At 60.5% G+C, this 20,008-nt stretch carries 15 protein-coding genes; 8 read left to right on the forward strand and 7 right to left on the reverse strand.

Annotation, left to right across the window (positions count from 1 at the left end):
* Positions 1-90: 90 nt before the first annotated feature.
* Positions 91-1,299 (reverse strand): nitrate/nitrite transporter, encoded by a 1,209-nt coding sequence (locus tag C5B91_RS08860; protein ID WP_008096111.1) that lies wholly within the window; start codon positions 1,297-1,299, stop codon positions 91-93.
* 514 nt (positions 1,300-1,813) lie between these two features.
* Here C5B91_RS08860 and C5B91_RS08865 point away from each other — a divergent pair.
* Positions 1,814-3,142, forward strand: a complete 1,329-nt coding sequence (locus C5B91_RS08865) for a glycerate kinase (RefSeq protein WP_115819673.1) — start codon at positions 1,814-1,816, stop codon at positions 3,140-3,142.
* Positions 3,143-3,405: 263 nt separating this feature from the next.
* On the opposite strand, the gene C5B91_RS08870 is transcribed toward C5B91_RS08865, so the two are convergent.
* Both C5B91_RS08870 and C5B91_RS08875 read right to left on the reverse strand, forming a co-directional pair.
* A complete protein-coding gene (locus C5B91_RS08870; protein ID WP_004975960.1) occupies positions 3,406-4,146 on the reverse strand; it encodes an IclR family transcriptional regulator in 741 nt (246 codons plus the stop codon).
* Positions 4,147-4,485: 339 nt separating this feature from the next.
* Positions 4,486-5,625, reverse strand: coding sequence for a TAXI family TRAP transporter solute-binding subunit (locus C5B91_RS08875; RefSeq protein ID WP_255409914.1), 1,140 nt, complete (start codon positions 5,623-5,625; stop codon positions 4,486-4,488).
* Between the two features lie 176 nt (positions 5,626-5,801).
* On the opposite strand from C5B91_RS08875, the gene C5B91_RS08880 reads away from it, so the two are divergent.
* From C5B91_RS08880 to C5B91_RS08890, 3 genes are all read left to right on the forward strand, one after another.
* Positions 5,802-6,863: an isocitrate/isopropylmalate dehydrogenase family protein gene (locus tag C5B91_RS08880; RefSeq protein ID WP_049905139.1), complete on the forward strand. Its 1,062-nt coding sequence runs from the start codon at positions 5,802-5,804 to the stop codon at positions 6,861-6,863.
* 3 nt (positions 6,864-6,866) lie between these two features.
* On the forward strand, positions 6,867-7,289 hold the full coding sequence (locus tag C5B91_RS08885) for a universal stress protein (RefSeq protein ID WP_004975953.1): 423 nt from the start codon (positions 6,867-6,869) through the stop codon (positions 7,287-7,289).
* A gap of 218 nt (positions 7,290-7,507) precedes the next feature.
* Positions 7,508-9,487 (forward strand): TRAP transporter fused permease subunit, encoded by a 1,980-nt coding sequence (locus tag C5B91_RS08890; protein ID WP_081605230.1) that lies wholly within the window; start codon positions 7,508-7,510, stop codon positions 9,485-9,487.
* 456 nt (positions 9,488-9,943) lie between these two features.
* On the opposite strand, the gene C5B91_RS08895 is transcribed toward C5B91_RS08890, so the two are convergent.
* The 3 genes from C5B91_RS08895 to C5B91_RS08905 all read right to left on the reverse strand — a co-directional run bounded on the left by C5B91_RS08895 (position 9,944) and on the right by C5B91_RS08905 (position 13,548).
* Positions 9,944-10,588 (reverse strand): SDR family oxidoreductase, encoded by a 645-nt coding sequence (locus tag C5B91_RS08895; protein ID WP_008096110.1) that lies wholly within the window; start codon positions 10,586-10,588, stop codon positions 9,944-9,946.
* A 75-nt stretch (positions 10,589-10,663) separates the two neighbouring features.
* Positions 10,664-12,076, reverse strand: a complete 1,413-nt coding sequence (locus tag C5B91_RS08900) for a PAS domain S-box protein (RefSeq protein WP_115819672.1) — start codon at positions 12,074-12,076, stop codon at positions 10,664-10,666.
* 32 nt (positions 12,077-12,108) lie between these two features.
* Entirely contained in the window at positions 12,109-13,548 is a 1,440-nt protein-coding gene (locus tag C5B91_RS08905; protein WP_081909217.1) for an ATPase domain-containing protein, read from the reverse strand.
* Positions 13,549-13,657: 109 nt separating this feature from the next.
* Between C5B91_RS08905 and C5B91_RS08910 the strand changes: the two genes are divergently transcribed.
* The 4 genes from C5B91_RS08910 to C5B91_RS08925 all read left to right on the forward strand — a co-directional run bounded on the left by C5B91_RS08910 (position 13,658) and on the right by C5B91_RS08925 (position 18,170).
* The gene (locus C5B91_RS08910) at positions 13,658-14,341 is read left to right on the forward strand and encodes a transcriptional regulator (RefSeq protein WP_008096103.1); all 684 of its coding nucleotides are present in this window, start codon (positions 13,658-13,660) and stop codon (positions 14,339-14,341) included.
* A 126-nt stretch (positions 14,342-14,467) separates the two neighbouring features.
* Positions 14,468-15,481, forward strand: coding sequence for an NADP-dependent oxidoreductase (locus tag C5B91_RS08915; RefSeq protein WP_115819671.1), 1,014 nt, complete (start codon positions 14,468-14,470; stop codon positions 15,479-15,481).
* Positions 15,482-15,638: 157 nt separating this feature from the next.
* The gene (locus tag C5B91_RS08920) at positions 15,639-16,850 is read left to right on the forward strand and encodes an ABC transporter substrate-binding protein (protein ID WP_115819670.1); all 1,212 of its coding nucleotides are present in this window, start codon (positions 15,639-15,641) and stop codon (positions 16,848-16,850) included.
* 84 nt (positions 16,851-16,934) lie between these two features.
* Positions 16,935-18,170, forward strand: a complete 1,236-nt coding sequence (locus C5B91_RS08925; protein ID WP_115819669.1) for an ABC transporter substrate-binding protein — start codon at positions 16,935-16,937, stop codon at positions 18,168-18,170.
* Between the two features lie 13 nt (positions 18,171-18,183).
* Here C5B91_RS08925 and nhaC read toward each other — a convergent pair whose 3' ends face one another.
* Positions 18,184-19,653, reverse strand: coding sequence for a Na+/H+ antiporter NhaC (gene nhaC, locus C5B91_RS08930; RefSeq protein WP_115819668.1), 1,470 nt, complete (start codon positions 19,651-19,653; stop codon positions 18,184-18,186).
* Positions 19,654-20,008: the final 355 nt, after the last annotated feature.

A 20,008-nucleotide genomic window follows, 5' to 3' on the forward strand; every position in this document is an offset into this window, starting at 1 on the left:
ACTGATGACCGACTCGCCCGCTGTATTCAGCACGGTCTCGACAAACCATCAGCGGCGGTATATCCCAATAGAGCCGACACGGCGGTGGGCTCACACCCGGCTCGGTTCCGGCGCTCGAAGCGCCAACAGGACGCCGGCGATGGCGACGCCCCCGGCGGCGACGAACGCCGGCGCGTATCCCGCGTAGTCGATAATCGCGCCGGCGGCGATGGGGGCGGCGAACGCGCCCAGGAGGCCGACGCTCGTCAGGAGCGAGACGGCCGTGGTCCGCACCGCGGGGGCGACGAGTTCGGCGATGTACGAGAAGATGAGCCCCGTCACGAGTTGGATGGCGAAGCCGACGACGACGACCGCGCCGACGACGAGGCTGAGTTCCGAGACGAACGCGAACGCGACGACCGCCGGCGTGGCGACGGCGAACGACGAGACGATGACGCGACGGCGACGACCGCCGAACACGCGGTCGGTGACCACGCCGCTACTCGACCGTGCGACCGCGCCGATGGCGGGGAACAGCGCGGTCAAGAGGCCGCTCGCGGCCAGCGAGATTTCGAACTCGCTGGCGAGGAAACTCGGCAGCCACGTGTTGACGAAGAGGTACAGCGAGTAGGCGAGAAAACAGAGCGCGCAGACGGTCCAGACCGCCCGGCTGCCGAACAGTTCGCGGAGCGCCGCCCGGTCGGGTGCGGGCGCGTCGACGCCGGGGACGCGCCGGCGGGTCGCGAGCAAGAAAACCACGACGCCGACGACGGCGACCGCGGCGTACAGCGGGAGAATCGCGGGCCACCCGGCGACGTTCGCGATGAGCGGGCTCCCGAACTGTCCGAGGGCGAAGCCGACGGGCGCGCTCGCGGTGAACACGCCGACCGCGGTCGCGCGCTGTTCCGGGGGGACCGCGCTGCCGACCACGTTCGCGCCCGCGTTCCAGAACGTGACGTACGCGAGCCCGCCGAGCACCCGTGAGACGAGGAGCCAGCCGTACGCCCCGGCGGTGGCCGCGTACCAGCCCCACCCGCCGGCGACGACGAGGGCGACGGTCGCGAGCGCGACCACGCGGCGCACCGAAAAGCGGTCGAGGACGACGCCGATGGGGACGCTCGTGACGACCGCCGTCGCGTACATGATGCTGACGAGCCACCCCGCCGCGCTCGCGCTCAGCCCGAGGGACTCTTGAATCACCGGCAGCACGCTCGCCGGGGCGATTTCGTAGGCCGCCGCCGCCGTCGAAAGCAGGAAGAAGCCGACGACGATGCCCAGTATCTCGCGTCGCGTGCCCGCCGTGTCCGGTGTCGTACTCACGGTTTCGCTACCTGCTCGGCGTGGACTGAAATCGTTTGTCGTTCTGCTGTGCTGAGCAGACGAGCCACACGATAGTTTTGTGCTTTTTGTCGATTACTACCGTTCTTCGAGCACGGTATTGTCTCGGGCCAATTGACACAGACTAATACAATACTCCAACACTAGTGTAATCTATTTTTGCTCGATTATCTGGGACGACTGTCGATGTGAAACACTATAGGGAAATACATAACGGTGAAAATAGCTGAGATGGCTGATTAAATGTGAGACATACATAGTTTATTGAGGGTGTCTCGAGATATATGGTGAAAACTACGATCTCCTGGGTGACTGGCCCATACCTGAAAACTAGTGTTTGTATTGTTATTTATTTTCAATATTGATAGATGAAGTTACTATCTCCGAGCGGAGGAGAATAGTCTCGTGTAGACACGACAACGTCGCGCAGCTATCCATCAACACGAGACACGAAACGCCAGTACATTTTTGAGTTCTTGGTTGAGAGTATCCACTGATGTTTGCAAATCGGGCTGCCCTTGCAGCTACATCCGAACACAAACTCGTACTCGACTGCCTTGAGGCGGGGATTCGCGCTGCACACCCGCAGTCGGTTATCGAGCGGACTGTTTCGGTAGTAGACAACACGTTACACGTCGGTGAGCACGACTACGACCTCGACGACTACGACCGCCTGCTCGTGTTGGGTGGTGGTAACGCCGCTGGCCACGTCGCTGCGGCCCTCGAGACGTGCTTGTCCGACCGAATCGACGACGGACTGGTCGTGACAGACGATCCTGTTTCGCTCTCGAGGGTCAGCTGTGTCGAGGGGTCTCACCCGATTCCAGATGGGTCCGCCGTTTCGGGGACCGCCGAGCTATTGGAGCTCGCGTCGGACGCGACGACAGACGATCTCGTGCTCAGTATCGTGACGGGTGGGGGGAGCGCTCTCCTTCCTGCCCCAGCGGGTACACTCACTCTTAGTGACGTACAGGCAGTCACCGAGACACTTCTCAGGGCCGGTGCGACGATTGGAGAGATCAATACGGTTCGAAAACATCTCTCAGCAATCAAGGGCGGCCGTCTCGCGGTCGCTGCCTCGCCAGCGGATGTCATCGGGCTCGTGTTCAGCGATGTTGTCGGGAACGATTTAGGTGCAGTCGCGAGCGGCCCCGTCTCGCCGGATCCGACGACATATGGCGACGCACAAGCGGTGTTCGACCGCTACACCATCGAACCGCCTGAACCGGTTGTGCGCCACCTCAAAGATGGCTGCCAAGGGGGGCACCCAGAAACGCCTACAGAAGACCACCCGGCTTTCGCTAGTGTGGACGTTCACGTCTTGGCAGATAACGGAACTGCGTTGGAGAGTGCCGCTGAAGTCGCTCACGAACACGGGTACGAGCCGATGATCTTGTCATCACATGTCCGAGGCGAAGCGAGCGAAATCGCGAAAGTACACGTCGGTCTCGCAGAGGAAGCACTCGCCGCGAAACGACCGGTCGAACCACCAGCGGTCGTCCTTTCTGGAGGCGAAGCGACGGTTACCGTTTCGGGCGACGGACATGGCGGTCCAAACCAAGAGTTCGCGTTGAGTGCTGCACTCGAACTCGATGCGGCGGGCGTCGTCGTTGGAGCGGTTGATACGGATGGCATTGACGGCAATACCGACGCCGCTGGGGCACTCGTCGATGCCGAGCTACTTGACGACCAGGAGAGTGCACAGGCTGGGCTCGCACAAAACGACGTCTATCCACACCTTGAGGCCGCTGAGGCACTTCTTCGATCGGGGCCGACCGGGACAAATGTAAACGATCTTCGTGTGATGGTCATCACGTCGACGTGAACCGCCTCGGGGTCAAGCCCCGGGACTTCCCGTGGGTAGACCCGACATTCTGTGTTTCCCCTTCGTGGGCCGTGGTCCGCACGAGAATGTCTCAATCGTGACCCAGCATCGAGCCGGTCGGCATCTATCTACGCAACAACACGTATTATATAAAGTTCCATCTCGTGGGATATGATCGTCGATGATAGATTATGTAGCAAGGGATTACAACGATATCTTTGTAATGTATAGCACGAACATCGCTTCACCCGCACGGCAGTCGTCTACTGGTATTTCATATTGAGCTCGACCTCGTTGACGACACCCAGGAGTTTGTCTGGCAGTTCTTCGCGGTAGAATTCACCTTTGAACCGGTTCTGTGGACCGGAGATACCGATCGCACCTAACGGCTGTCCGTTCGGCTTGATAACTGGAACTGAGACGGACCGGAGACCCTCAATATACTCTTGATCGTTGAAACTGACGCCCTCGTCTCTGATCTCGCGGAGTTCGTCGTAGAGCTCGTCTTCGTCCGTGATGGTGTTCTCGGTGACTTTTGGGAGCCCATGACGCTCGATAATGCGAGCGATTTGGTCGTCGGTCAGTTGAGCGAGAATCGCTTTTCCGCCGGAGGTCGCGTGGATTGGCATTCGCTTTCCGAGCTGCGTGTTCGTCTGAACGGCGTGTTCTCCGGTTTCTCGATAGATGTACACGAGGTAACCGTGTTCTTCGATCATGAACTGAGCACGTTCGTCAGTTTCCGAGGCGAGTGCTTTGACTTTCGGTTCGATCTGAGCGAACGCCTCGTGTCGGTTGTTTACACCCATACCGATGTAAAGAAACCGGGAGCCGATATAGTAGAGATCTCCCGTCTTCATCACGTACTCTCGTTCCTCGAGTGTCTTGAGATGCCGGTGAACCGTGCTCTTGGGCAGCTCTAACTCCGTCGCCAGTTCCGATACTCGAGCCCCGTTTCGGTCTCGTAGTTCCTCGATAATCCTGAACAGCTTGTGTGTCGTTTTCATGGTTTGTGTTTCCGTTAGTCGTGATTCTCAGCGATGACACATAAAGTTTCACAATGTGGAACAGAACACTCGGAGTCTCACTTCGGATTGGCGCGCGTGTCTCGCCGTACACACGTAGTGTTCGTGTGAGTCACACCCACACATATTCACTCAACAATCATTACGGTTGTTCGCGTGTCCATCCATCCGTCTTCGAACGCAACGAAGTGAGACCCCATACTGGCCGCCAATCAGCATCGAGTGTGTGCCATGATACGGAACTTTATATACGAACATACTGAGTACGAAGTACAATCGGTGACTATCATAAAAAACGAAACGTCCGTCAGTTTGGTTTCGTTACGCTTCGTCGCCGACGGTCCAGGAGTCGTCCCACACGTCTTGTTCCTTGTAGAACTCAGCAACACCCGGGTGGACCGGATGTTCTGGAATGACTGCGGTGGCCATATCTGCCGGGTCAGAGTGGTCAGCGTACGTCTGGTCGGCCTCTCGGATCGTCTCGCCGTGTTCGTGACTGATCCGAGCCAGTTCGTGTGCGGCGTCTGCTGGCACTTCCGGGCCGAGCAGACACTGCAGGTCAAGATTCCAGCTGACGATCGAGTCGGTAACCTTCGTGACCTCCTGATTCCACCCGTACGGCTCGATTTCGGCTAAACGTGCGCCGCCGACCTCTTCGATGGCCTGTTTGAAGTCGTCGGCGACATCGACGAGATAGACGTCGTTTCGAGCGTCGATCTGCTTTGCCCAGCCAGTCAGTTCGACGCGATTCGACCCGTACACCGCAACAGCGTCAACGCGTCCCTCTTCGATCGCACCAGGGATGTCGCTCGTGTTGACGTTGATGATGTCGACTTCCTCCCACATTCCGGCGACTCGCATCACCTCTTCGGTGAGTAGTCGCGTCCCGAAGCCCGGCTGAATCGGGTAGACGGTTTTCCCCGCGAAGTCTGCGGTCGATTCGATTCCAGAGCCTTCCACGGCAACCCAGAAGATGTCGAGACCGTTGAACCGGAACGACTGATAGCCGATGTTGTCGACCGGTTCATCGTTGAATCGGTCCGTTTCGTTGACCGCTTTGTTGATCGTGTTGTTGTCCGTCGCGATGGCAGGGATGTTGCCCTGGTCGTACTGGTACATGTTGGCGACGTTCCCCTGGGTCTGCTCGACGGTCATTCGGAGGGAGTCGCTGTGCTCGTTGAGTGCTCGAGCAAGTGCTTGCATCGAGTTGAACGCCGTACTCCCCTGTGAGGAGCCGCCCATCCGTAGTTGGTACGAGCTACCACCTGAGCCACCGTCCGAACCCGAATCATCGCTCGAGCCGCCGTCCGACCCTGAATCGCCGCCGGATCCACTGCCAGACCCACTGTCGGATTCGCTGTCGCCACCGAGACAGCCGGTGATTGCAACGGTCCCGGCACCCGCAGCGGCTGCTTTGAGAATACTCCGTCTAGTCCGTGCGCTGTGTGCTTGCTTAGACATCCGCTCTTGACGTTCATGTACATCGATGATAAACCTTGTTGTTAATTCCAATATTTGATTGGTACTCAAATTATCGTCAGGGGGTCGGTCCTGTGGTAGTCGGCCTGAGAGCGAGATACCCCCTTGGTTGGTCGCCACCCAAATATTTTTATCAAGATAGAGCATCAATCGGACCGATGTCGTATGACATAGCGGTGATTCCAGGCGACGGTATCGGAATTGAAGTGACAGAGGCAACCGAGCCACTTCTCATCGAACTTGCTGCGGCCCACGACGTCGAGATCGAGACGACGTGGTTCGACTGGGGAAGCGAGCGGTATCTCGAAGAGGGTGCGCTCATGCCCGACGACGGTTTGGAGACGCTCAAAGAGTTTGACGCGATTCTGCTCGGTGCGGTGGGTCACCCAGACGTGCCGGATCACGTTACGCTCCGTAACCTTCGCCTCCCGATCACCAAGGGATTCAACCAGCACATCTGCAAGCGCCCCTCGTATCTCTTTGATGGGGTCGAAAGCCCGCTTCGTGGCTACGAGGGCGGCGATATCGATCTCGTTGTCTACCGGCAGAACACCGAAGGCGAGTACGCCGACGTCGGTGGACGCGAACACCAAGGATTCGGGAACGAAGTCGCAGTCCAGTCAGCGGTCTACACACGCGAGGGGACCGAAGCGATCGTCCGGGCCGCGTTCGAGGCCGCGACAGAGCGGAGTGGAAAACTAACCAACATCACGAAGTCGAACGCACAGGCTTACGGGATGGTGTTCTGGGACGAAATCGTCGAGGAGGTTAGCGAGGAATACCCGGACATCACCGTCGAACGACTCCTCGTCGACGCCGGGAGTATGGACTTCGTTCGTCGTCCCAACGAGTTCGACGTCGTCGTCGCATCTAACCTGTTCGGCGATATCCTCACCGACATCGGTGGCATCATCTCCGGGAGTCTTGGGATGGCCCCGTCGACGAACATCAACCCAAGCGGGGAGTTCCCCTCGATGTTCGAACCGGTTCACGGGAGCGCCTTCGATATCATGGGAGAAGGCATCGCGAACCCGGTCGGGATGCTGTTGTCGATGTCGTTGATGTTCGAGCATCTCGAAGAGGACGACCTCGCCGAGACGCTCTGGGACGGCGTCGGTGCACAGCTAGCAGATTCGGACGCACCGCGGACCCCGGACATCGGTGGCTCGGCAACGACGCTGGATGTTGTGGGCGACCTCGAAGAACGACTCCTCGAGTAACCCATGTATCACGTGCTACTTGCGGTCGACGGGAATGAAGACCGGACGGCAGCCGCCGTCGACGCAGTTGCCGACCTCCCCGCTGCCGAGTCAGCCGTCACCGTCACGATCCTCAACGTGTTCGAGGAGTTCGATGCAATCGACGACAGCGGTGGACACGTGACGTCGGAGGAACTCTTCGAAAAGTACGATCCGCCATCGAGCGTAACTGTCGCCCGCGAGAAACTGGACGAGCACGGAATTGACTGGACGTTCGAGGCGGCTCACGGCGACCCAGCGGCGACGGTCGTACAGACTGCAGCGGATTGTGACGCCGATGCGATTGCCATGGCGCCCGCCAGTCGCTCTCCGGTTGGGAAAGTGCTCTTCGGGAGCGTCACACAGGGCGTCCTGCTTGACGCCGAGTGTCCAGTCATCGTTGCCTAGTTCCTGACCGCCCGACAGCCTGCAACCTGCCCCACTCCCGTTTTCGTCAGCTGAGATTGCCTCCCAACGACTTCAGTCACGCTCCCCGGAAACTGAGAGCCGATGTACTCGGACGTCTCAGGTGCGGATTCGTTTGTCTGCTGTCACGCGAGACGTCGCCATATGACTGAGCCTACCATAACTAATTTATATGTTTGAATCTACTGTGAGAGTGAACCATGGTAGCAAGACGTATCCAGCGATTGAGATCAACAGACCTGGAAGACGCGGTGGGTGGGACGGTAACGCTCGCTGCTCTCGCGTTGTGGGCACTCGTTATCTTCTATGCCTACACCGTGTCGATGCCGCGGGCACAGTATGGTGTCCTGTTCATTGCCGGTGCAATCGGGGTGTACATCCTCAACGAACTCGAAGACGTCATCGCTGATCGGGACTATCTCGACGCAGCCCTGTTACTCGGGTCGTTGGTAATCACCATTGCCATCACCGTCTACGTCAACCTGCACTTCAGGGAACTGTACATCGACCGTGTTGGCTACGCGTTTCCACACGAGTACGCCTTGGCAGCTGCATTCCTTGCAGCAATTGTCTACCTCTCGTGGCGTTCGTTCGGGCTGACGTTCCTTAGCATCCTTGTGGGTGCGCTCCTGTACGGCTACTTCGGTGATCTGATTCCCGGTATCCTCGGGCACAGCGGGTTGAGCTACAGCCGACTGCTCCTCTTGCTCGCACTCGATATCACCGGCTTCTACGGCTTCCTGACTCAGTTAGTCGCGGCGTGGATCGCGCTCTTCTTGCTTTATGCGGGGCTGCTGGAGAGCTACGGTGCGTTCGACCTCATCTTCCGTGGAGCCGTCCGAACGTCGAAGTACATCGACTCGGGCGTTGCACAGACCGCTGTCGTCGCAAGTGCAGTTATCGGCTCGATCAACGGTTCACAGACCGCAAACGCCGGGATGACCGGGTCATTCACAATCCCGATGATGAAAGAAAACGGCATCAAGCCCTCGACAGCAGGGGGGATTGAGGCGGTCGCATCCACGACTGGGCAGGTTCTTCCACCAGTTATGGGTGCGGGGGCGTTCATCATGGCCTCGCTTCTCGGCATCAGCTACGTGACCGTCATCACCGCGGGGCTCATTCCGGCGATGATCATGATGGTGTGTATAATTCTCGCGGTTCACTACATCGCGAGCAATCAGCTCGACTCGATCGACGTCGACGCCGTCCTCGACGAGCTGGAAGACCGGACTCGTCGGGACACCCTCGTCGACACGGTCAAGTTCATCATCCCATTCGGCGTGTTGGTGTACACGCTCGGCGTCATTCAGCTAACTGTGATGACGTCCGCGCTGTACACCGCGGTCACGATGTTGATCACCGGCATCACATTCCCCGTCTTCCAGGCGGCGTACGAGTCGCGCTCGGTGACGGCCGCGACTCGAGAGACGCTCTCGGACACGGTGGCTGGCTTCCGGCGCGGTGCGATCATCACGGCACCCATCGCCATTATCCTCGCGGCGATCAACGGCGTTGTTGACATTCTCATGACTACGGGCGTCCCCGGAATCCTCACCCTCTCGATGATGGATATCTCGGGTGGCATCATGCTCGTCGCTGTTTTGATCTCGATGGTAATCTGTATCCTCCTCGGGTTGGGGATGCCGACGACTGCCGCCTACACCGTTGTGGCACTCCTCGTGGCCCCGACGCTCGTCAGTCGCTTCCTCGTCCCAGACCTGGCTGCCCACTTCTTCGTCTTCTACGGCGCGATTCTCTCGGGACTCACGCCACCGATTGCGACGTGTGCCGCGGTCGCCGCCGGTATCGCGAATGCCGACTTCGTCGAGACGTGCTACGAAGCCATCAAAGTCGCCGCCCCACTGTTCGTCTTGCCGTTCTCGTTCATCTACCACCCTGTCATCGTCTCAGGGGTACTCAGCGGCGGTGCCGTCTTCACCGGGTTGCTCATCTTGCTGGGCGGTATTAGCATCATCCACGGAATCAACTACCGCTTTGGCTACGGCAAATGGGCGCAACTCGGCACTCGAGTGGCGTTCTTCGTGGTTGGTGTCCTCACGATGGTGTACCCCAACTCGACAGTTCAGTACGCGGGCGCTGGCGTGATTATCACGCTCTTCGTCGTCCAACAGCTCGCGACTCGTAACGTTGCTGTCGGCGACACCATCAACAACTAGGCACATCGATGTACAATCGTCAATACAAGACACCGACCGGTAACTGGTAGCCGGGAGAAACACGTACCACTCGTCGATTTTACTCCCGAGGACAGTTGTCGTCTCTTCCCCACAGCACAGACTGTGGGATGTCCTCTTACGTGGTTGCCACTTCTCGCTGACCACGTTTCTTGACTGTATCTTCTGATATAGTTAGGTGGAGAATCAATATAGTTGTGCTATTTTTGTGCATTTTTATATTAGCGTACCATTCTCGAGACTGTGCGTACAAAATATTAAACTGCAGATAGTAGCCACTACCTGTCTGAATCTACTTCGAATCCCCAATAGAAGTATTGGATTTCCGGGTTTGTTACTCTATCTGTATCAGCAAAAACTGACTCCGCTATCTCACTATTGTTTATTTATTGCACTTCTATTGCTTGTGTTGGGTGTCACTATTCAGATAATCCCAACTCAGTCGTCTCCGCGGAGCGCCCGTTCGATGGGCGTCTCGCCACCCGTGAGATGCAGCGTCTCGCCGACCGTCCGGTCGATGTCAAGACAGGCGACGACCGCCTGCGCCACGTCGGCCCGCGGAATCTCGGGCGTGTCGCCGTCGAGACTCTCGACGGTCAGCGAGACGGCCTCGGTGCCGTCCGCGTCGGTAAGCCTCGTGGGGCGGAGAATCGTCGCATCGAGCGACGACTGTTTGAGGTAGTCGTCCGCGCAGCGCTTGGCGACCAGGTACGGGCGTAGGGGCTCGGGGCCTGCGAGCGGGTCGCCAGCACCGATGGAGCTCACCATCACGAAGCGGTCGATGCCCGCCTCGACGCAGGCGTCGACTACCCGTCGAGCGCCCCAGAGGTCGACCATGAGCGTCTTGTCCGCGCCGGTCGACCCGCCGGAGCCGGCGGTGAACACGACCGCGTCGGCCCCATCGAGCGCCGCTTCGAAGTCGCCTTCGAGGTCACCCAGTCGCGGCTCGCCACCGCGGTCGCGGACCGCCTCGAACTGCGATTCGTCCCGGACGACGCCGATGGGGTCGTGGCCGGCGTCCGCGAGTCGGGGGAGGAGCTGTCGTCCGATACCGCCGTTCGCGCCGATGACTGCGACCTGCATGGTTCGCCGTCGCGTAGTCGGCCGGGCCAGATAGGGGCTGGGGTCGGCGAAGGTGGTCCGCGAGAACAGCGCGACTCAGTCCGCAGGTTGCGGGAGCGAGACCGTGACCACACTTCCCCGAGTGCTGTCGGTGCTGATATCGAGCTCGCCGCCGATACCGTCGACGACGGAGTTCACCATCCACAGACCGAGCCCGCTCCCGTGACGTAACGCGGTCTCTTCGCCTTCGAGCATCGCAAGCTCCTGTTCGGAGATACCGGTTCCACGGTCTTCGATCCGAACCGTTACGGCTGATTGTGCCTCAGTTACGGAGATGTCGACGAGCGGCGCGTCCTGCGTCGAGTGGACGATCGCGTTCTCACAGAGTTCGTACAGCGCGGTCTGCAGATACGAGTTTCCGAAGACGTGCGCACTCTCAGGGGCGGTCAGCTCGATTCGCGCATGCGGATACTCGTCGGAGAGCGCTGCTCGAATTCGGTCGAGTACCGCAACGACGTCAAGTGACTGTAACTCATCTCCCGCCTGGAGCGCGTTACTGACGGTTCTGGACTTCTCGCTGAGATCGAGCAACTCTTTGGAGCGGTCGACGACCTTCGCTGCGAACGCACTGACGTCGTCGTCGGCCGTCGATTCGGAGATGAGTTCGCCGTACCCGCTGACGACGTTTATGCTGTTTCGGATGTTGTGTCGCAACACCCGATTGAGTACACGGATCTGCTTTTGTCGCCGGACCCGTTCGGAGATGTCTCGAATTAACAGCAGCACCGACTGTTGTTCGGCGTTTTCGATCGCCGCTGCAGAGGCCTCGGCGTGGACGCTCTGTCCCCACTGTGTGGTACAGATGAGTGTTTTCGTGACGCCAGCGTCCTGTTGGGAGAGGTGCTCGGTGAACTCGGTGAACTCACAGCCGTCTTCGAACTGGATGACGCCCGACGGGTCGAGTCGCTGTAGTTCGAACTTGGAGTAGCCGAAGAGTTCGCAAGCGGCCCTGTTGCACTCGACGATCTCGTTCGACTCGACATCGACGACGATGATGGCCTCCTCTGCGGACTCGAACAGCCGTTCGTATCGCGCTTCGATTTGTTCGTACTGGGTCGTCAGCTTTCGAGATTGTACCCGTCGGATACAGAGATTTTCGAGACGATAGTTGAGGACCTGCTCGTTGATCGGTGCAGCGACGATATCGTCGACGACGGCCTGCTCTCGCTGCCACACCTGCTGTGTACCCCCGAGGCTGAACGAGGAGTCCTGACGCTTGATCACCACGACCGGACAAAACGTCGGATGTTCGGCCTGTTTGTGCGCTAATAGCTGAGAGCCGTATTTCGGGAGGAGGCGGTCTTCAATCAGGTAGCACGACGCGGGTTGAATCTCGTCGTCGACGACGACATCGTACTCCGACAACAGCAGGTCGCGGATTGCTGATTGGTCTTGTTCACCACTCACGAGCAACTGAACCGTCGTCTCGTCGTGTCTCGTCTCAAACATCAGTTAAGACCGCCAAACAGTCGTGGGACAGCTCACTCGTCGAAGAGTCCGCGAGTGATGTCTGGGGCCGTCTCAAAGGGCCCGTGCAGTTGCAGCCCCTGTGCATCTTCGATCGTGAACCGGTGAAACTGGTTATCGAAATCGCCGAGGCGCTTTTTCAGCACGCCAATCATCCGTTCCATCCCTCCTGCCTGCTCGACGTACGACAGAAACACGACGTTGTCCGCCAGGTAGCTGGCACCTGCGCTCGTCGGCGACTCAACCCCGGTCACTCTGCCAACTTCGTCTGTGATGATGACCGAAATATCTCGCTGCTTCAACGTCCGTGTGAGTGTGTGAAGCCGTCGGACGAGTTGCATGTCATCACCCCGAATCGACATCTTGTAGCCCGCAATGCCATCGATCAGCACGACCTCTGGATCCCGTCGTTCAACGGCATCGAGCACGAGTTGTGCGAACTCTTCAGGCGAGCGTACGAGCGGTTCGATACCGTGTAGCTCCAACAGCCCGCGATCGACGAGGTCCCCGACAGGCGTCCCGAGTTTTTCAGCACGGTAGCTGAACTGGTCCGTCGACTCCTCGAAGAGGAACCCGAGGGTGGTTTTGCCTTGGCTGGCAACGCCGTGTAAGAACTGTGTTCCAGTCGTCGTCTTCCCGACGCCGCTCGGGCCGCTAATGAACGTTACAGAGCCCTCTCGGATACCGCCCCCCAGCAGTGCATCGAGACTGTCGTTCCCCGAAGTGAGGACGTTCGGGTCGAACGGCGTTGTTCGCTGTTGGGGGGCGATCCGTGGATATACTTCGAGCCCCTGCGCGCGGATCTCAAGTCCGTGTGTCCCAGCCTCCTGACCGAGCCCGCGGTGTTTCTTCACTTCGAATCGGCGTCCAGCAGCTCCATTTGTGAGATCGAGCAGTCCGTCACTCAGCGACTCGGCGTCCTCCGGCCAGTTCCCGCTGTCGTCACTTCTGGTCGTGAGTGTCCCGACGACTGTCGTCTCTCGGTCACGGAGATACCGCATGAGCGACAGGAGGCGTTTACGGTACTGGTACTGGTCTGTCTCGATATACTTGAGCTGCGTTATCGGATCGATGAGTATGCGTGACGGATTGTACTCCTCGATCGCGTGCATGATGTCTTCGGTGAGTCGTTCCGACTGTACATCACCCGGCTCGACGAGATCGTACGATTGGTCTTCGGTGAAAAACTCGGTTTCCGGGCCGAGGTCGAGAAAATGCGCCCCAGAAATGTCGATATCGACTTGCTTCGCATTCAGCAAGACGTTCGCTTTCGATTCTTCACCGTGCATATAGACAACCGATTCACCCGCCTCGAGACCGGCTTCGAGGAAATGTGCACCAAGCAGCGATTTTCCGGCACCTGGCTCGCCTCTCACCAGATACATTCTTCCCCTGGCAAACCCTCCATGAAGAACCGTATCCAGCCCGGGGATTCCTGAACTGATGCTGTCCATCGTTTCTATCTCCGTGTACCAGAGTATATTCGTTCTGGTACCGGACTGGTACACATGTGAAAATATACCAACACATGGCCTATAACACCGGCTCGCTGTATATGAGATAATGGAACGAGACAGGATCGAAGCGGCACGCTCGTTCGTCCTCAGTTCCAAATACCGAAAGCACGTGCTAAAGGGGTTGGCGAGAGCTACCCTTGCGACCCCAACCGAACTCGCAGAAAACACGGCGCTCCAACGGTCACATCTCTCCAGGGCGATTTCGGAGTTACGCGAGGAGGACATCGTGGAACTCCACGCGCCAGAAGAGCGAACTGTTGGACGGTACTACGGGCTGACTGATTTCGGTGAGGAGGCGTGGGAGCATCTCCGTACGGACATTCTACAGGTGGAGTGGCAGGACCCCGATCCGACGACTGAGACAAGCAGCCGGCTCGTCGAAACAGTAACCCATCGACTCGGAGACAAACTCCGGTTCGTCGGCATGTACGATGGAGATGCAGCCAGACTCTTGTACGCCGATGATGACGCACTCGCCGAGTACACAGAACAGGAACTGACAGACGGTGCCCGAGAACTGGCGTTCCGCCGGGTTAATTTAGATCTGAATATCCCAAATAAAGAGTGCTGGGCACAGGTGTACTTTTTCGACCCGGAAGCATTACTCATCGCCCAAGACTCGGATGGAACCTTGTATTCCGTCAGTTTCGCACCGTACCAAGATGTCGATATCGCTGGCCTTCTGGACACGATCGAGTCGACGGTTCTGCAGACGGGACACGGCGATTGACGTCCGCTCCGCGCTCAGACAGCGCAAAACGACAGACAGTTCCTCGCCACCCAACACCGCCCCGTCGAACCGGACGGTGCTGCTGGAAGCAACACCGTCGTTACCGTCGGGGGTTGGTGTTCGAGTATGCGAGAGACGAACCGCGAGTGGATTTTTGCCGAGCGCCCCGAGGGCGAACCGGACATGGACAGTTTCGAACTCCGCGAGGGAGAGGTCCCGGACCCGCGACACGGGGAACTCCTCGTACGCGTGCGATACCTCTCTGTCGACCCGTACATGCGCGGCCGGATGCGAGACACGGAGTCTTATGCCGACCCGTGGTCGGTCGGCGAGCCGCTGCAGGGCGGCGTCGTCGGCGAAGTCGTCGAAAGCGAAAGCGAGGCGTACGACGCCGGCGACTTCGTGACCGGCAACGGCACGTGGGCCGACTACACCGTCCTCGACGCCAGCGAGGTCGCGCCCGTCGACCCCTCGGTCGCGGACCTCCCCGCCTATCTCGGCGTGCTCGGGATGCCCGGCCGGACGGCGTACTTCGGCCTGCTCGAGGTGGGCGACCCCTCGCCCGGCGAGACGGTCGTCGTGTCCGGCGCGGCCGGCGCGGTCGGCTCCGTCGTCGGCCAGATTGCCAAGTTCAACGGCTGTCGCGTCGTCGGCTTCGCGGGCTCCGACGAGAAGGTGTCGTGGCTCACCGACGACCTCGGCTTCGACGCCGCAATCAACTACAAGGACGTCGACGACTACCGGTCGGCGCTCGACGACGCCGCGCCCGACGGCGTCGACGTCTACTTCGACAACGTCGGCGGCCCCATCACCGACGCGGTGTTCACGAAGCTGAACCTCGACGCCCGCGTCGCCGTCTGCGGACAGATCGCCCACTACAACGACGAGGGCGTGCCGACCGGCCCGCGAAAGCTCCCACAGCTCATCGCGCCGCGCGCGAAGGTGCAGGGACTGCTCGTCGGCGACTACGCGACGCGATTCGGCCAGGCGAGCGAACAGCTCGGGTCGTGGGTCGCCTCGGGCGACCTCGAACACCGCGAGACCGTCGTCGACGGGCTGGAGAACGCGCCCGACGCGTTCCTCGGCCTGTTCTCCGGCGACAACATCGGCAAGCAGGTCGTCGCCGTGTCGGAACCCTAACTCGGCTAATACCGGGCGTCGCCGTGTCGACACCCCCAAACTGAGAAGCGATGCCGAACACACTTCGAGCGGCCGCGCTGGGTGGGACGCGACAGCAGCGGCGGCCAACACCGCGGAACCGAAGTGATTATGTTAGTTTAGGCGAGCCTAAAAATGCATGCCAACAGATGACAACGGACGCGGAGGTCCGACGCGACGAGACTACGTGAAGTACGGTGGGGCGGTCCTCGGCGGCGGGTTGTTTGCCGGCTGCTCGCAGCGCGACTCGACCGCGACGCAGACTGAGACCGCAACGCAGACCGCGACACCGACGGCAACCGAGACGGCCACGCCGGAAGACACGTCGTACACGGTGACGATGGCTCCCGCCGGCGACGTTGCGTTCGACGCCGTTCCGGAGACATGGATGGCGTACTACAGCAACTACGGCGACATGGGCATCGCCCTCGGCAAACTCGATTCGCTGGAGGCGCTCGTCTACCGCGAGGGGTGGCCGCTGCAGTTCTACGACACGCTTCCCGGCGTCGACGTCTCGTTCGATGGCGTTCGTCAGCTCTCGTCGGGGACGTTCGACAAAGAGGTGTTCTACGAAGTCGACGCCGACGTGCATCTGCTCGACCCCCACTTCGTCAGCCTGAAACACGACGGCTTTTCGGCCGCGGACTTCGACGAAATCGCGTCGAACGTCGGCCCGGTGGTCGGCAACTACATCCGGCGGCACGGCCAGGACTGGCACGACTACGAGTACTACTCGCTGTACGAGGCGTTCGAGAAAGTCGCCGAGGTGTTCCACGAACGCGAGCGCTACGAGGGGATACGGACGGTCCACGACACGCTCATCGCCGACATCCAGGCGAAGCTCCCCCCGGAGAGCGAGCGCCCCGAAATCGGCCTCATTTCGTCGTTCTCCGACTTCTCGGAGGGGTCGCTCGACGCGTACCCCATCGGTGCCGGAAACGGGAAAAAGCAGTATCAAGACCTCGGAATCGTCGATGGGTTCGGTCCCCACATCGACGGGAGTTACGCGAGTTGGGACTACGAGCAGTTGCTCGAAGCCGACCCGGACATCCTGGTCTTCCCGTACGGCTTCGCCAGTCTCTCACACAGCGAGTTCGAGACGCGGATGGACCAGCTTCGCGACCACCCACTCGGCCAGCAGCTCACCGCGGTCCAAAACGACCGGCTCTACCGCGGCGGCACGTCGTATCAGGGACCGATCATCAACCTCATCCAGACCGAAATCGTGGCCAAGCAGTTCTATCCCGAACAGTTCGGCGCGTGGGACGGCATCGAGACCCTTCACGACGAGGACGCACAACTGTTCGACCACCAGCGCGTCGCCGACATCATCACCGGAGAGGTGTCGTAAGCCGACTGTTCAGCTCGTGCCAATAATTTTTAGCCCCGCCTAAACTTCGAAGCACCTATATTGGTTTAGGTGGCCCTAATTCGTATGAACGAGACGGACGAGAACGCGGGTCCGACGCGGAGAGACTACGTGAAGTACGGTGGCGCACTTCTCGGTGGGGGACTCCTCGCAGGGTGCGCCGGTCAGTCGGGCGATGCGACGTCGACGACGGCGACCAACACGGAGGCGACCGATACGGACACCGCCGGGACGACGACCGCGACGCCCGAATCGAGCTACGAGGCCGAACTGTCGCCGGTCGGGACGGTCACACTGGACGAGCCGCCGACGAACGTGTTCACCCACTTCCCGTGGTTTCCGGACATGGCGAGCGCGCTCGGACAGGGCGACACCGTCAACAACCTCTGGTGGGACGGCACCGTCGCGGGCCTGGAGTACTTCACCGCCGGCTTCGACGACTTCGAAATCGAGTGGGCCGACGCGGCGGGCGAGTACGGCTTCACGAAGGAGCGGCTGTACGAACTCGACAGCGACCTCCACCTCGTCGACCCCGCGTGGGTGTCCACGCAGGACAACTGGAGCCAAGCCGACCTCGACGAGGTCGCGGACAACATCGGCCCGTGGTTCGGCAACTACTACAGCAATTTTAATTCCGCGCCCCCGGAGGAGTGGGCCGACGGCTACGAGCACTACGACCTCTGGGAGCTGTTCGACCGCGTCGCGTCGCTGTACGGCGAGCGCGAGCGCTACGAGGCCCTGCAGTCCGTCCGCGACGACCAGCTCACCACCGTCGAAGACGGGCTTCCGGGCGACTCCGAGCGCCCGACCGCCGCGTACCTCTCTCTCTCGACCGACCTCTCGAGCATCTATCTCCTTCGCCTGAACGCGCCCGGCTACTGGAACGCTCACACGCGGCCGCTCGGCGCGGTCGACGCCTTCGGCGACGAGGAGTTCACGGGGCCGTTCCAGGAGGTCGATATGGAGGCGCTGTTGGAGGCCGACCCTGACGTGATTCTCACGCTGTGGACGGTCACCGAAACCGTCGACTTCGACGGGCTGAAACAGAACCTCCGGGACGACCCGGTCGGCCGCGAACTGGCCGCCGTCCAGAACGACCGCGTCTACCCGCAGGGTACCCGGTGGCAGGGCCCGCTCATGAACCTGTTCCAGACCGAGATGACCGCCAAACAGCTCTACCCCGACCAGTTCGGCGACTGGCCGACCTACCAGGACGGCGACGACTACCCCGACTTCGGGGCCGACGAACAGTTGTTCGACCACGGGCGAGTCGAGGAAATCGTCGCGGGCGAGAATCTGTAGGGGCGGTTCCTCGTCAGTCGTCGGTCGACGAGGGCGAGCCGGGACGGTCGCCGGCGTCATCGGGGGCCGCGCCAGGTTGGTAGGTGATCTGCCAGCCGGTCACGCCCATGAGGAGCAAGACGAGCGGCGACAGCAGGCCGAAGAAGTAGTACGGCGCGTACTCGAGGGTCCCGACGCCGAGCGTACCGGCCATGAACAGCGCCCCACTGTTCCACGGGATGAGCGCGCTCGTGGTCGTCCCCGCGGACTCGATGGCCCGCGAGAGGTTCTCGCTTTGGAGTCCCTGTTCCTCGTAGAGATTCCGGAGCGTGATGCCCGGGACGACGATGCTGATGTACTGCTCGGCGGCGAGGACGTTCATCGACACCGCGGAGACGGCGGTCACGCCGGTCAGGCTCGCGACACCGCGGCTCAGTCGGCCGAGGTGGTGTGCAAGCACGGCGAGGATGCCGGCGCGTTCGAGCATCCCGCCGAGCGACAGCGCTGCGATGGCGATGGTGACGACCCACGCGCCGCCGATCATACCCCCGCTGGCCAGCAGGCCATCGACGAGTTCCATCCCGGTCGACGGCGAGGTCCCCGACTGCGCGATGGACCACACGGCCCCGAAGGCGGTTCCCTGCATCACGACCGAGGTGATTGCGCCCGCGAACACGCCCGCGCCGAGCGCCGGCAACGCGGGAACGCCGTAGAGCGCGAGACCGAACGTGATGATGAGCGGGGCGAAGGTGAGCACCGAGATCGCGTACGACCCGGTGAGCGCGCCCTGAATCTCGGCGATGCGTCCCACCGGGATGTTTCCGGAGGCTTGGACGCCGAGGACGGCGTACAGCACGACGGCGATGCCGAACGCGACGAGGGAACTGTCGCGCATGGCGTTGACGTGGTCGAACAGGTCGGTGTTCGTGACGGCGGCCGCGAGGTTCGTCGTGTCCGAAAGCGGCGACTGTTTGTCGCCCATGTACGCTCCTGAGAGGATGGCACCCGCGGTCATCGGGGCTGGAATCCCCAGTCCGGCGCCGATGCCGATAAACGAGACGCCGAGCGTGCCGGCGGCCGTCCACGACGACCCGATTGCGAACGTGACGATCGACGCGAGCACCGCCGTGATGGGCAGGAATATCGTCGGCGTCAGCAGGTCGAGGCCGTAGTACATCAGGCTCGGAATCGTCCCCGCGGCGACCCACGTCGCGATGAGCGCGTAGACGACGAACATGATGAGGATAACCTGAATCCCCATGTGGAGGCTGTCGGTGATGCCGTCGTAGAGGTCCGCCCAGGAGATGCCCAGCCAGTACCGACTGAACAGCCCGGTGAAGGTGATGCCCCATAACAGGGGGAACTGCGGGTCGAGGCCGTAGACGACGATGCCGACACCGAGGAAGACGAGCATCCCGAAGACGGGGACCAACGCTTCGAGCAGCGACGGTCGCTCGTCGGCGTCGAGTTCCTCGTACAGGCGGGGCTCGAACGCTAACCCCATCGTGGCACCTCCACCGGTCGCCGTCTATCGCCCGCCCGACTCGTCGGTGTTCCGCCGACGAGTCCGCCCGAGACCGGGGCGGCGCGGTCGGCGCATACCGTTGGTCCGCGTTCACCGACCGTCGTTGGAAGCCGATACGTGCGCGCTCGCACCCGGCCCACCGCGGGTGCGTCCCGGCGGCGGCCAGATGGTTGATAATCCATACCACTCGAACAATCATGAATGTCCCATATAAATTTTTATTTGGAGATTTTGGCGCGTAATGTTTGGGAAAGACAAACACGATTGCGTCGATAGCAGACAAACGGCGTTATCAGTCGAATCGTAGTTTGATATAACAGAACTAATGGCACTC

The sequence above is a fragment of the Haloferax sp. Atlit-10N genome, assembly GCF_003586325.1.
Lineage (GTDB): Archaea > Halobacteriota > Halobacteria > Halobacteriales > Haloferacaceae > Haloferax > Haloferax prahovense.